This is a genomic window from Cypionkella sp. (assembly GCF_028290025.1).
In the GTDB taxonomy this organism is placed as follows: Bacteria; Pseudomonadota; Alphaproteobacteria; order Rhodobacterales; family Rhodobacteraceae; genus Cypionkella.
The window spans coordinates 1-12928 of record NZ_JAQGKQ010000070.1 but is presented as its reverse complement, the minus strand read 5'-3'; the positions used below and the strand labels follow the sequence as shown (position 1 = coordinate 12928).

Annotated in this window: 15 protein-coding genes and 1 tRNA gene; 7 read left to right on the top strand and 9 right to left on the bottom strand. The window is 56.6% G+C overall.

Going from position 1 to position 12928, the window contains the following annotated elements; translation table 11 throughout:
- Nucleotides 1-70 precede the first annotated feature (70 nt).
- The 3 genes from JWS10_RS11710 (at nucleotide 71) to JWS10_RS11700 (ending at nucleotide 4655) form a co-directional block, all read left to right on the top strand.
- On the top strand, nucleotides 71-1288 hold the full coding sequence (locus tag JWS10_RS11710) for a TCR/Tet family MFS transporter (protein ID WP_299507579.1): 1218 nt from the start codon (nucleotides 71-73) through the stop codon (nucleotides 1286-1288).
- Between the two features lie 31 nt (nucleotides 1289-1319).
- Nucleotides 1320-2561, top strand: a complete 1242-nt coding sequence (locus JWS10_RS11705) for a mandelate racemase/muconate lactonizing enzyme family protein (protein ID WP_299507577.1) — start codon at nucleotides 1320-1322, stop codon at nucleotides 2559-2561.
- A 150-nt stretch (nucleotides 2562-2711) separates the two neighbouring features.
- Complete coding sequence (locus JWS10_RS11700; protein WP_299507574.1) at nucleotides 2712-4655, top strand: cation:proton antiporter; 1944 nt, start codon at nucleotides 2712-2714, stop codon at nucleotides 4653-4655.
- On the opposite strand, the gene JWS10_RS11695 is transcribed toward JWS10_RS11700, so the two are convergent.
- Nucleotides 4652-5095 carry a MarR family winged helix-turn-helix transcriptional regulator gene (locus JWS10_RS11695; RefSeq protein ID WP_299507572.1) on the bottom strand — a complete coding sequence of 148 codons (444 nt, stop codon included), beginning with the start codon at nucleotides 5093-5095 and terminating at the stop codon, nucleotides 4652-4654. The genes JWS10_RS11700 and JWS10_RS11695 overlap by 4 nt on opposite strands.
- On the opposite strand from JWS10_RS11695, the gene JWS10_RS11690 reads away from it, so the two are divergent.
- Nucleotides 5083-5373 (top strand): hypothetical protein, encoded by a 291-nt coding sequence (locus tag JWS10_RS11690; protein WP_299507569.1) that lies wholly within the window; start codon nucleotides 5083-5085, stop codon nucleotides 5371-5373. The two genes, JWS10_RS11695 and JWS10_RS11690, sit on opposite strands and share 13 nt — an antisense overlap.
- A gap of 29 nt (nucleotides 5374-5402) precedes the next feature.
- On the opposite strand, the gene JWS10_RS11685 is transcribed toward JWS10_RS11690, so the two are convergent.
- From JWS10_RS11685 to JWS10_RS11670, 4 genes are all read right to left on the bottom strand, one after another.
- Nucleotides 5403-5479, bottom strand: a tRNA-Arg gene (locus JWS10_RS11685).
- A 31-nt stretch (nucleotides 5480-5510) separates the two neighbouring features.
- Nucleotides 5511-5921, bottom strand: a complete 411-nt coding sequence (locus JWS10_RS11680; protein WP_299507581.1) for a GNAT family N-acetyltransferase — start codon at nucleotides 5919-5921, stop codon at nucleotides 5511-5513.
- Nucleotides 5922-5971: 50 nt separating this feature from the next.
- Nucleotides 5972-7402 (bottom strand): hypothetical protein, encoded by a 1431-nt coding sequence (locus JWS10_RS11675; RefSeq protein WP_299478391.1) that lies wholly within the window; start codon nucleotides 7400-7402, stop codon nucleotides 5972-5974.
- A gap of 91 nt (nucleotides 7403-7493) precedes the next feature.
- Entirely contained in the window at nucleotides 7494-7805 is a 312-nt protein-coding gene (locus tag JWS10_RS11670; RefSeq protein ID WP_299507567.1) for an ETC complex I subunit, read from the bottom strand.
- Between the two features lie 329 nt (nucleotides 7806-8134).
- On the opposite strand from JWS10_RS11670, the gene uvrB reads away from it, so the two are divergent.
- The gene (uvrB, locus tag JWS10_RS11665) at nucleotides 8135-10315 is read left to right on the top strand and encodes an excinuclease ABC subunit UvrB (protein ID WP_299478397.1); all 2181 of its coding nucleotides are present in this window, start codon (nucleotides 8135-8137) and stop codon (nucleotides 10313-10315) included.
- Nucleotides 10316-10393: 78 nt separating this feature from the next.
- Here uvrB and JWS10_RS11660 read toward each other — a convergent pair whose 3' ends face one another.
- From JWS10_RS11660 to JWS10_RS11650, 3 genes are all read right to left on the bottom strand, one after another.
- The gene (locus JWS10_RS11660; RefSeq protein WP_299507565.1) at nucleotides 10394-10600 is read right to left on the bottom strand and encodes a hypothetical protein; all 207 of its coding nucleotides are present in this window, start codon (nucleotides 10598-10600) and stop codon (nucleotides 10394-10396) included.
- Nucleotides 10601-10651: 51 nt separating this feature from the next.
- Nucleotides 10652-10969 (bottom strand): antibiotic biosynthesis monooxygenase, encoded by a 318-nt coding sequence (locus JWS10_RS11655; protein ID WP_299507562.1) that lies wholly within the window; start codon nucleotides 10967-10969, stop codon nucleotides 10652-10654.
- 247 nt (nucleotides 10970-11216) lie between these two features.
- Nucleotides 11217-11513 (bottom strand): hypothetical protein, encoded by a 297-nt coding sequence (locus JWS10_RS11650; protein WP_299507560.1) that lies wholly within the window; start codon nucleotides 11511-11513, stop codon nucleotides 11217-11219.
- 142 nt (nucleotides 11514-11655) lie between these two features.
- Between JWS10_RS11650 and JWS10_RS11645 the strand changes: the two genes are divergently transcribed.
- Both JWS10_RS11645 and JWS10_RS11640 read left to right on the top strand, forming a co-directional pair.
- The gene (locus tag JWS10_RS11645; RefSeq protein WP_299507558.1) at nucleotides 11656-12123 is read left to right on the top strand and encodes a BrnA antitoxin family protein; all 468 of its coding nucleotides are present in this window, start codon (nucleotides 11656-11658) and stop codon (nucleotides 12121-12123) included.
- 92 nt (nucleotides 12124-12215) lie between these two features.
- Nucleotides 12216-12428, top strand: a complete 213-nt coding sequence (locus JWS10_RS11640; protein WP_299507557.1) for a hypothetical protein — start codon at nucleotides 12216-12218, stop codon at nucleotides 12426-12428.
- Nucleotides 12429-12448: 20 nt separating this feature from the next.
- Here JWS10_RS11640 and JWS10_RS11635 read toward each other — a convergent pair.
- Nucleotides 12449-12928: hypothetical protein (locus tag JWS10_RS11635; protein WP_299507554.1), on the bottom strand; the 480-nt coding region annotated here is incomplete at its 5' end.

Sequence of the window (12928 nt, the reverse complement as noted above, 5' to 3'; positions counted from 1 at the left end):
CGAAAGCAAATTTTAATCAAATAGTTTGGAATATGCGGTATGTCGGCGGCTTGGCTTTAACGAGGTCTTCATGTTTGCGCGTGCTAACTTAAGTTTGCTGTTCATTCTGTTTACGGTCGCGTTGGATGCGATTGGCATTGGGCTGATCTTTCCGGTGATGCCCGATCTGATGGAGCAGGTTACACATTCCGGCCTTAGCGAGGCTGCACTTTGGGGCGGGATTTTGGCGGCGTCGTTCGCGGTGATGCAGTTTTTGTGTGGGCCGTTGGTGGGCAATTTGTCGGATCGGTTTGGGCGCAGGCCGGTGCTGTTGGTGTCTTTGGCGGTGATGGCGCTGGATTATGTTGTCATGGCCGTGGCACATACGGTTTGGTTGCTGTTGGTGGCCCGGATCATCGCCGGGGTTGCGGCGGCTACCCATGCGACGGCGAATGCTTATGTGGCGGATATTTCCAGCCCGGATGAGCGGGCGAAGCGGTTTGGGCTGATTGGCGCGGGCTTTGGCATTGGCTTTGTGGCGGGGCCGATGATTGGGGGGTTGCTCGCGGGGCTGGACGTGCGCGCGCCGTTTTGGGCGGCGGCGGGTTTGGCTTTGGCCAATCTGGTGTTTGGCTGGTTTGTGATGCCAGAGAGTTTGTCTGTGGCAAATCGGCGTGGGTTTTCGTTGGCGCGGGCCAACCCTTTGGCGTCGTTGCGGGCGATCAGGCGGTTGCCGGGGTTGAAGCGGTTGTTGTTGGTGAGCTTTCTTTATGCGGTGACGTTTAACGTCTGGCCCGCGATCTGGTCATATTACAGCAAGGCGGCGTTTGGCTGGAACGCGCAGTGGATCGGCTTTGCTTTGGCGGCTTTTGGGGTGTGCATGGCGTTGACGCAGGCATTGCTTGTGGCCCCAATGATCCGGCGCTTTGGCGAGCGACGCACGGCGGCGATGGGCATGGGGTTGGAGGTGGTGTCATACGGGTTTTACGGGATTGCGACCTCTGGGTTTTGGGCTTTGGTCTTCACGCCGATTGCGGCTTTGGGCGGGGTGACGGGGCCGAGTTTGCAAGCGATGATGTCTCGAGCGGTGCCGGAAAATCAGCAGGGAGAGTTGCAGGGGGTAAATTCGTCGCTGAACGCGTTGGCGATGATTATCTCGCCTTTGGTGATGACTTGGGTATTCGGAATATTCACCAGCGCCTCAGCTCCGATCCATCTGCCGGGTGCGCCGTTTCTGCTGTCGGCGACAATTATGGTCGCGGTTGTGATACTCTTTGTCGCGGGGACGCGCGAAGCGGAGCGACCCTGAGGTAGCCTTACCTCAAAATTGGGGGTGCCTTATGAAGCTGCGCGATCTTGAGATTTTCACTGTAGCACCGCCTGCACCCGGTTGGGGCGGGCGCTATTGGACCTTTGTGAAGCTGACCACCGACAACGGCATTGTCGGCTATGGTGAGTGCTATGCCTCGACCGTGGGCCCGCGTGCGATGGATGCGGTGATCCATGATGTGTTTGAGCGGCATATGTTGGGGGAAAACCCGGAAAACATCGAGTTGATGTATCGCCGGGCCTATTCCTCGGGCTTTACGCAGCGGCCAGACCCTACTGTGATGGGGGCGTTTTCGGGGCTGGAGATTGCTTGCTGGGATATTCTTGGCAAGGCGCGGGATCGTCCGGTTTGGGCGCTGCTCGGCGGGATGATGAATGAGAAGGTGCGCTCGTATACCTATCTTTATCCTGAACCGGGCGAAATTCCGGCGGATTTTTGGGTGAATGCGGATATGGCGGCTGAAGCTGCGGCGCGCTGTGTGAAGCAGGGCTTCACCGCCGTTAAGTTTGATCCGGCTGGCCCCTATACCATTCGCGGCGGGCATGAGCCTGCGATGTCGGATATTTCGCGCTCGGTAGAATTTTGTAAGAAAATCCGAGAGGCGGTCGGCGATAAGGCCGATCTATTGTTCGGCACGCATGGGCAATTTACCACGCCGGGGGCGATCCGGTTGGGGGTGGCGATCGAGCCGTATAACCCGCTTTGGTATGAGGAACCGATCCCGCCGGATAATTTGGCGGAGTTCGCCGAAGTAGCGCGGTCAGTGCGGGTGCCGCTTGCAACTGGGGAACGCTTGACCACCAAAGCCGAGTTTGGCGCGCTGCTGCGGCATGGCGGAGTGCGGATTTTGCAGCCTGCGCTTGGTCGGGTTGGCGGCATCTGGGAGGCGAAGAAAATCGCGGCGATGGCCGAGGTTTATAATGCCGAGATGGCACCGCATCTTTATGCAGGCCCGATTGAATGGGCGGCGAATGTGCATTTCGCGGTGTCGATCCCGAATATCTTGATGGCTGAGACGATCCAGACTGGCGGCGAGTTTCATCTGAAACTGATCAAGCACAGCTTGAAATGGGAGGATGGCTATATCCTGCCGCCGATGGGTCCGGGGCTCGGGATTGAGTTCGATGAGGATGTCGCACGGGCGCACCCTTACACTGGCACGGCGCTGCATTTGCAGATGCAGGAAGCGCCCTGCGATTACCTGCACGGCAATCGGTTTGAGGGCGGAGCGCCCGCGCCGACCGAGGTCTGATCGCTGATTTTTGCGGCAGATGATTTAGAAAAGCCCAAGCATGGGCAATGAAGTGGCTCCGTTAGCGCGGGGTCACGATTTTTATGAAGAAACCGACTGTTGGCGGTGGCGGATTTCGCGTAGAACGTGCCACCCCCAAAGGATAAGTGCATGACCGATTTTCTGTTGTTAGCCTTCGTTTTTCTGGTTGCAGGTGTGCTCACCGTGCCGATTGCGGCGCGGCTTGGGCTTGGGTCTGTGCTCGGCTATCTGATTGCTGGCATCCTGATCAGCCCGGTTCTGGCAGTTTTTCAGGTTGATCTGGTGTCAATCCAGCACTTTGCCGAATTTGGCGTGGTGATGATGCTGTTTCTGGTCGGGCTGGAGTTGGAGCCGGAAACCTTGTGGGCGATGCGGGCGCGGTTGTTGGGGTTGGGCGGCGGGCAAGTTGTGCTGACAGTGCTCGCAGTGATGGCCGTGGCGATGCTGCTGGGTCAAGTTTGGTCAGTGGCATTGGCGGTGGGCTTGGTGTTCGCGCTGTCGTCTACCGCGATTGTTTTGCAGACTTTGGGCGAGAAGGGGCTGATGAAAAGCGACGCCGGGCAAGCCACTTTCGCGGTGCTTTTGACGCAAGATATTGCGGTGATCCCAATGTTGGCGCTGATCCCGCTGCTGGCTTTGCCAGAGTTGCAGGGCGGTCACAGCGTGACGGATCATGCGGCGGCGTATACTTTGGTCAGCGGTTTGAATGGCTGGCAGGTGGCGCTGGTCAATATCGGAGCGATCATTGGTGTGGTGCTGGGCGGCAGCTATTTGACGCGGCCGGTGTTCCGGTTTGTGGCCTCAGCGCAGTTGCATGAGCTGTTTACCGCGACCGCGCTGATGATGGTGGTTGGCATTGCGTTGCTGATGACGCTGGTCGGGTTATCGCCCGCTTTGGGCACGTTCTTGGCGGGCGTGGTGCTCGCCAATAGCGAGTATCGGCACGAGTTGGAGTCGGACATTAACCCGTTCAAAGCCTTGCTGCTCGGGTTGTTCTTTATGACCGTCGGGGCGGGGATTAACTTTCTGCTGCTGTGGGACAATGTCGGGCAGATTTTGGCGCTGACGGTTGGATTGATCGTGGTGAAAGTGCTGGTCTTGCTGGTGCTGGGGCGCATTTTCAATCTGGCGGCGGCGGATAAGTGGTTGTTCGGGCTTGGGCTGGCGCAGGCAGGCGAATTTGGTTTTGTGCTGATCTCGCTTATGGTCTCGTCGGCGGTTTTGCCGCCTGAGATTGCCGACAAGTTGTTGCTTGTGGTGGCGCTGTCGATGCTGCTGACGCCGGCGCTGTTTATCTTCTACGACAAGGTGATTGCACCACGTTTTGCTGACACAATGCAGCGCAAGGCTGATGAGATCACCGACCCGAGCCACATCATTATTGCGGGCTGCGGGCGGGTTGGCGGTCTCGTCAATCGTATGCTTCGGGCGGCGGGATATCACACTACGGTGATCGACTTTAGCTCTAAGCAGTTGGAGATGATGGCAAAGTTTGGCGTAAAAGCCTATTTTGGCGATGCGACGCGGCCAGATATGCTGCATTCCGCCGGGATTGCCGAGGCGAAACTGTTGGTGATTGCGATTGATGATCGCGACCAGATCACCGAGATGGTGCGCCATGCGGCTGCGGCCTATCCGAACCTGCATGTGATCGCGCGGGCGGTGGATCGGAACCACGTTTACGATCTGTGGGCGGCTGGCTGCCGCGATATTATCCGTGAGACTTATGACAGTTCGATTCGCATGGGGCGCTCAGCTTTTGAGGCTTTGGGGGCGACACCCGAGCAGGCCGAAGCGATGCGGCAGGTCTATCATGAGGCCGATCAAAAGATCATGCGGGCGATGGCGGACCATTACGATCCGAAAATCCCCAACTTTGAAAACGCCGCCTATGTGGCGCGGGCGCGAGAGTTGACGGCAACGCTGGACCAGAAGCTCATTCTGAAATTCGCTGAGATATTGGGCAAACCTGCGTTTGAGACGCTGTTGCCATCGGGGACGCGCGAAGCCTACGAGCCGCCAAACGAGTTGCCGATTGAGTCGTCGGAGGAAGAAGTTTCGGTAAGCGGTTAGCTGAGTTGCGACAGGACTCGGGCAAGCGCTGTGGCATCGGTGTCGGGCATTTCCGCATGAAGTTTGGCGTGTTCTTGCTGCCATAGCGGAACGGCATCAGCAACTGCTGCGTGTCCCGCTTCGGAGAGCACAGGACGGCGGGCGCGCGCATCTTTTTCGTCGGCGTCAAGCCGCAACAACCCGCGTTTTTCCAAAGTTTTTGCAGCCGCCGTCATAGTGGTGGCATCCATCGCGAGAAACTCTGCAAGTTCGCCCAAGCGCGGCTGCCACTGACCCGATAGTGCCACCAGCATAGAGAACTGGCCATTGGTCAGGCCCAAAGGCGCGAACACCCGATCAAACCGCCGCGCCAATTTGCGCGCCGCGCGTTGGGCAGCGAGGCACAGGCATTGGTCGCGGATTTGATGGACGGTTTGAATCGGCAGGCTTGGTTGGGTCATTTTATATTGATATCAATCTAATCAAGCTGGGACAAGCGGCAGGTTGTCACTATGTTTTTCGCGCCGATGATGGCGACGGTGACGGGTGGCTCACCATCGGGATGGCGGGCTGTCTGCGGTTGGCGACCGGGCTGGCACTGGGCGGCTGGGGCTTTGACGCCGCGGGCAGCTACGGCGGGCTTTGCATCACTTGCCGGATCCTCGGGTTGGTGGCGTTCGCGATTGCGATGACGTTCCAACCGTTCGCACGACCGCCGATGGTTGCATTTGCAGCATGAGCGCTTTGCCCTGCGTTTGCGAAAATTGGTGGCGACTCCGGAAGGACTTGAACCCTCAACCCCAGACTTAGAAGGTCCGTGCTCTATCCAGTTGAGCTACGGAGCCGCAGAATCACTATTTGCGACAGGATGCGGCGTTACGCAAGGCTGCGCGTCATGTAAACTGAGTTCGGGTCCAAGGCGTAGCCATCAAACGGGGGGCAATTTGTGAAGCCCGCTTTGGAATAAAGCGCGCGAGCGGCGACGAAGGTGGGTTGCACGCCCGTTTCGAGCGACAAACGACTGAACCCTGCGGCTTTTGCTTGCGCGAGCAGATGCTCCAGCATGGCGCGGGACAGGCCCCTGCCCCGTGCCTCGGCCAGAACGTGCATGGATTTAATCTCGGCATGGGCAGCATCTATGCGCTTGAAAGCGCCCATCGCCAAGGGTTTACCCGCCTCACGCAGCACGAAGAACTGCACATCCGGGATCGCCAAAGCGCTGGCATCCATCATGTGAATGCTTTCGGGTGGCGTGTCAGCGTGCATGTCTTGGGTATGGCGCTGCATCAGCAGCGCCAAATCCGCGCCAAGCGGGCTTTCCTTGGCGATAGTTACGCTCATTGAGCACCCATCATATTGGTGCCATTGACAAGCAAGCCGCCCGTTGCGGTGGACTCAAGCTCCCATACCAAAGCACCGTTTTCGCCGGGTTTTGCCATACTTTCGGCCATTTTCAACATCGGCGTGATCTGCCCGGTCAATTCGGGTGGACCGGCCGCAAGCGCTTGCTCTACAGCCGTCAGGCCGGTCGCGGTGACCGTGGCCTTACCAACCGGCATCGGCGTGGCAGGCCCTGCGCTGAACATGCCTTCATAAGTCACCGTGTAGAGCGGCGAAGTAACATTCCCCGGCGCAAGGGTGATATCGACCACACCATCAGGCAACAAAGCCGCTAACAAAGCCTGATCCTGCTCGGGCGTATTTGGTGCGGGGTTGATCAGATCGACGGTATCGAGCAAAATCGCCACCGGAGCCGCCAGATTGAAGCGCGAGGCTTTGAAATCGAAGGCCAACGAGGTTGGCACCAGTTGCGCCGCCCATTCCGGCACCAAGCCAGCCGGCAAAGTCAGGCCATTCATCGTGGCCGCTTCGCGGAACATGCCGTCATCGACCAGACCGTTCATCTCGACCTCAAGTGACATATCGGTCAGACCGACGGTGCCCATTGGTGTCTCAACTTTGAGATTGCTGAGAAGCCCGGTGGTGCCGAGATGCGCGAACAGCGGCAAACCGTCTTTGATGATGTCTTTAAGTGTGGCTTGCTGCGCCGCGGCCGCCGCCGGATCGGGATTTGCCACCGCGAAGGCGAGCAGTTTATAGAAGGCATCTGGGCGCAGGCCGGAAAAATCCGCAGTGCCCGATTGAGTTTCGGCGGTCAGGGTAACCGGCATCCCCATGTCCGGGATAGTCATGGTTTCAGATAGCCCGGTGGCCTCATAAGTTGCGGTGCTGTCCACGCCACCCGCAGCGCCCGCAGTAGCAGTGCTGTCATATTTCATGCTGGCGAGGCTGTACGCGACGTTGGTTTCGCTCTTGGTATTCGGATCTATCATCTTTTCAGTCACCGCAATATCGGTGGCTGTGGTGGTAGATGTGGTGAAGGTTTGCAGGGCAGCATCGAATGTGCCCGTGCTTTGTATATTGCCAATTTTCACCAAGACATCGGCAGCACCCGGCATCAGCAGAGTGAAGTCAAGCGCCTGATCTTGCTCCATTTCCCACGTGCCATCGCCGTTGTCTGTGAGCGTAAACTCAATCGGACTGACAGTGGATTTCAGTTCTGACGGAGCTTTGGCGATCAGCGGTGCGAGATCTAGGCTGACGTCGTAATAATCGTCGTCAGGCGTCACCGTGACGACGCCTTCGGTCGAGCCAAGGTAAGTTTGCAGTGTAGCCGTCAGCGCTGCGGCGCCTTCCGGCGTCGCCTCGGCCGAGGCAAGACCAGCATATAGGGTGAATGGCAAAGCAATAAGCGTTGAATAACGCATGGTTAAAACCTTTCTTTGAAAGAAGAATGAAGTGTCGGTAAAATCGCTTGATAGGGCCCGAGAGTGCGGCAAAGCGTGGTCTGCCCCCAGGCTAATGTGTCCAGACGCCACGGCGGTCGGTCGCAAAATTCTCGCCATAGCCGCGCTGACGGATCAGAGGTTTGCGTTTTTGCGGCTCAATCGCGTCATACTCGATGGAATGCACCACCGCATAAGCCTCTGCCGCCTCGCGCGAGTCAAAACGCAGGTGAACTTGGGCTTGGGTGTCTGAAGAACTAACCCAGCCCATAAGCGGGTCAATTTCACGCGCCGATGCTGGCGAAAATTCCAGCGTCCAGTCGGTTGTTTTCGCGGTGCCAGACTGCATAGCCGTCTTGGCGGGCTGATAGATGCGAGCACGCATGATGAAACTCCCTGAATGCTGCGTGGTTATCAGAAATGAGCGGGAAAAGGCAAGCCCGGAAGGGCTGCCGATTGGTCGCGAGGGGTGTGGGGTGGGTGTGGTGCGACCAACCGACAGCTAAGTTTGCTGCTTGCCACTTCAGATTGCCTCAGCAAAAAGCGCAAAACAACCTTTAATTGCGTTCCTATTGGGCATTTTCGTTAAAATTGAGCCACTTTTCTTCACTTTATCGAAACACAGGTTAACAGTCGCTTTCACATCGCTTAGCTTCTGTTGGCCCTTCCCCGTGAACAAAAACGGAATAGATTGAGGGGCTGAAGGGAATCACCGTGCCGCATAACAACATCAATGCTTTGACCGAACGCCCCGATGTGCTGACCCGCCCCAAGCTGGAAGGCGGGCGGCGGTTCGTTCTGAAGACGCCGTTTGAACCTGCGGGCGATCAACCGACAGCGATCGCAGAACTGTCGCGCGGGGTTTTGACTGGCGAGCATGACCAAGTTTTGTTGGGTGCGACGGGCACTGGCAAGACTTTCACGATGGCCAAAGTGATTGAGCAGACCCAGCGCCCGGCAATTATTCTAGCGCCAAACAAGACACTTGCTGCGCAATTATACGGTGAATTCAAGGGGTTCTTCCCTGATAACGCGGTCGAGTATTTCGTTTCTTACTACGACTATTATCAGCCAGAGGCCTACGTAGCCCGCACAGATACCTTCATCGAGAAGGAGTCGCAGATAAACGAGCAAATCGACCGGATGCGCCACTCGGCCACTCGTGCGCTGCTGGAACGTGACGATGTGATCATCGTGGCTTCGGTGTCGTGCATCTACGGCATCGGCTCGGTTGAAACTTATTCGGCGATGACGCAGGATCTGGTGGTCGGACAAAGCTACGACCAGCGCCAGATTTTGGGTGAACTGGTGGCGCAGGCGTATAAGCGCAACGATCAGGCTTTCCAGCGCGGATGCTTTCGGGTGCGCGGCGATTCGGTCGAAGTTTGGCCCGCTCACCTTGAAGATCGTGCGTGGCGCTTCTCGTTTTTCGGTGAAGAACTAGAAGCGATCATCGAGTTTGATCCACTGACCGGAGCTAAAACCGACAATTTCAAACAAATCCGCATCTACGCCAACTCGCACTATGTCACGCCGCGACCAACGATGAACCAAGCGGTGATCGGCATCAAAAAAGAGCTGCGGCAGACGCTGGATTTGATGGTGTCACAGGGTAAGTTGTTGGAAGCACAACGTCTGGAACAGCGTACCTCGTTCGATATCGAAATGCTGGAAGCCACCGGAGTTTGCAGCGGCATCGAGAATTATTCACGCTATCTGACGGGCCGCGCACCAGGAGAGCCCCCGCCGACATTGTTTGAGTTTATCCCAGACAATGCCATTGTTTTTGCAGACGAATCCCACGTTTCGGTGCCTCAAATTGGTGGTATGTACAAAGGTGACTTCCGGCGTAAAATGACACTGGCGGAACACGGTTTCCGCCTACCTTCCTGTATGGACAACCGCCCGCTGAAGTTTGAGGAATGGGACGCAATGCGTCCTCAAACTGTGTTTGTGTCGGCAACCCCGGCGGCATGGGAGATCGAACAATCCGGTGGCGTGTTTGTGGAACAGGTCATTCGGCCAACGGGGTTGGTTGATCCACAAATCGAAATTCGCCCAGTGGATATGCAGGTTGACGATCTGTTGGACGAAATCAGACGCGTGGCGGCGTTAGACCTTCGGGTGTTGGTGACGACTCTGACCAAGCGGATGGCCGAGGATTTGACAGAGTATTTCCACGAGCAAGGCATCCGCATCCGCTACATGCACTCGGATATCGACACTATTGAACGCATTGAAATTCTTAGGGATTTGCGGCTGGGTGCGTTTGACGTGCTTGTCGGCATCAACCTGTTGCGCGAAGGCTTGGACATTCCGGAATGTGGTTTGGTCGCGATTTTGGATGCCGACAAGGAAGGCTTCCTACGGTCGGAAACCTCTTTGATCCAGACAATTGGCCGTGCGGCGCGCAACTCTGACGGCCGGGTGATCATGTATGCCGACCGGATCACCGGCAGCATGGAGCGGGCGATTGGCGAGACCACGCGGCGACGCGACAAGCAGATTGCCTACAATACGCTGCATGGAATTACACCAACGACGATCAAGAAAAATGTCGAAGATGTGCTGCTCGGGATTTACCAAGGCGACACAGATCAGGCGCGGGTGACAGCGAAGATCGGCAAGCCGATGCTTGGAAATAACCTCGCCAGCCATCTGGACGCTTTGCGACTTGCGATGCGGAAAGCTGCTGAGAACCTTGAGTTTGAAGAAGCGGCACGGATGCGCGACGAGGTAAGGCGGCTGGAGGCGGTGGAACTGACGATTGCGGATGATCCACTGGCGCGGCAGTCGGTGGTAGAGGAAGCGGTCGAAGAAGCGGTGAAGACATCAGGACGATCCACGGGCGGCCGCGCCGGTATGCGGGGTGGCAAGGCGCGGCGACGGAAGTGAGCCGAATGGCTCGGTCAGTTTGAGATCGTCAACGCCGTTCTCAAACAGTTGCAGAGTAACGACGGCACTGAGGCGTTCTTACCAATACGCCGGGTTATGCAGTATTTCGACAGGCAGGCGATCTTTGAGAAACAACTTTCGCAGTTGCATACGCACGGTGATTTCTGCCTGATTGCTGCGCAAACGCGCGTGAGGCTGCAGAAAACCGTCGCGCAACTGCTCCGCGCGGGCTTGCAGGCGAAGGATTTGCTGTTTTAGCTGGGCGTATTCATCAACCGGGTGCATTTTTCCTCCACTGCGAAGGATTAGCACAGACACGTTGATACGAAGTTAATGCTAAAACGCGGCGACCACTTCATACATCACCGGCTCAAAATCTCGGCAAAGCGTATTGATCACGCGGTTCCTCTCGCGCATTTCCGGACTGCGCAACATCGCCTGATAGTCCTCGCGGCGCTGCCATTTGGAGTAGTTGCACACCCGCGTCATCGCATCATTCATGTGCAGGCCAGCGCCGATAAACCCTTGTTGATGCCGGATAAATTCGTCGTAGGCGGCCCGCAATTTCTCCATCAAATCATGGGCGGTGGCGGGGGTCATTTCGAAGGTGGTGATAATTGTTTGGCCTTGGAAGCTTGCTGTGATTTCTGGCATGGCTGGCTCCTTTGGAGCAGCTTATGGTGGGTTACCTGAGTCGGGCAAGCGACTTGGTAGCCGTGGAAAAAGGTATGACTTATGAAGATCTTAGACCCGAATGATCCGTTCTTTGACAAGGCTTGGGTGCGGTGGGCTACGTCTATTTTGCCGATTTTATGGGGGTTGGTGGAGTTCTATCATAACTCGCCCGGATGGGGAATTTTGTTTGTGATTGCAGGGGGTTATGCGTTTTGGATGTTGATTATCAAGCGTGGGGGCAAGTGATTGAGGCTCGGATTTCGCCGGAGTCCCCTACTATTGAATTTTCCCTTGTTTTACAGTTAGTTACCTGCGGAATTAGGGCTTCCATGTCGGCGCGGATGTCTTCGCGCTCGGATTTTTTGGCATAGCCTAAACGGATGACCTCAACTCGTTTTTCTGTATAGAAAACAGTGTATTGGCGGGCGTTCTTCATCACGTCCACTCGGGTGGCGTTGAAGAATTCCGGAGCGGGTTGGGCACCGCAGGCGGACAAGATCAGAATGAGGATAAGGGCTTTCATATCAAAGGTTTAGCACCCCAGAGTTAACAATAGGTTAACCACCCAACAAACGGCCAGAAAGCGGCCATTTCTCGGCCATACGCTGCAACAGGGCAAAATTAAACTTCCACCGCTAAAAATCGGCGGTAATGGAGGCACCAAAATGACCGATATCGCCAAGATGACGCCGCGCCAACGCTCGCACCACACCTATATGATGGACGTGATGCAGCGGCTGGAGTGGGATTTGCACAACACCATCCGTGCGGCGGGCCGGATTCCGCACGCCTGGGAGGAGATCGCTCGCGAGACGCCGCATCAGACCAAGCATAAGATCACGCTCGACCTTGAGGCTGACGTGCTGAAATTCTTCAAGTCGATGGGCAAGGGCCATGCGCGGCGCATCAATGACGTGCTGAAAACCTACATGCATGCGCGGTTGGCCGGGGTGATCGCAGGTGCTGAAACCATGGCGATCTATCGGCGCGCGGCGCAAGGCATGTCGGCCACGCGCCCGCAGTTTGGCGATATCGTGAAGATGGTGCGGCTGGAGCCGGAGCCGGAACCGGTGCGGCCAGAAACTCCGCATGAGTTGGTTCAACGGATTATTCAGCAATATGGCAAGGAATAGGGGCGGGTTTTCGCTGGGGCAGCGAGCCTGTGCGGAACGGATGCAGCGTTGGAGCGTTTGGGTGCATAAAACCGTTTCATAGGAGGTTTCGCATGAATATCAAATCTTACATCCTCGTCGGCGCCGCGGCGTTTGGGTTATCGGGCTGCTTGAACAGCGATGCCGAGCGCGGCTTGGCGGGCGCAGCAGGCGGCGCTGTGATCGCGGACGTGACAGGCGGCAATGCGGTGACGGGCGCGGTTATCGGCGGCGCCGGCGGGTATTTCTGCCGCGATTTGAACGTACCGGGCTGCCGGAATAGGTGAGGGTTGGGGTTGGGGGCGAGCTAGGTGGCTCGCCCTTGCAGCTTCGACTGTTCGCTCACAAACAAGTCGCTGATTTTCCCGAATAAATCATTGCCCGGCGTTAGCATAAATTTTTCTGCCAACGCATAAACAATCAGCGCGGAATTGGTCACTCCGCATTGCAATGCACTGTTAACAAAATAGCTAACCTCCATAGAACTAGTCGATTCAACAAAGCGCACCTCAAATGGTCCACCATGTGTGCTTAACCCCACGAAGAAAGGTTCGGCGTCGCAGTTCGGGGTGGTGATGGGCGGAAATACACTGTTTTCATGCCCCCATCCGATGCCACATGCCTCGAGAAGCCAGTTTACCTTTATTGGCTCTGCCGAGTCTGCGCAGGAAATAGGCTCATCCGAGACTCTTCCTTCTCTAAAAAATAAGCGGCCTCTACAGCTTGTGCTTTGCAGAGCTTCAAAGACCGGAAAGAAGTCGAGGTCTGATGTATATATATGGACTTC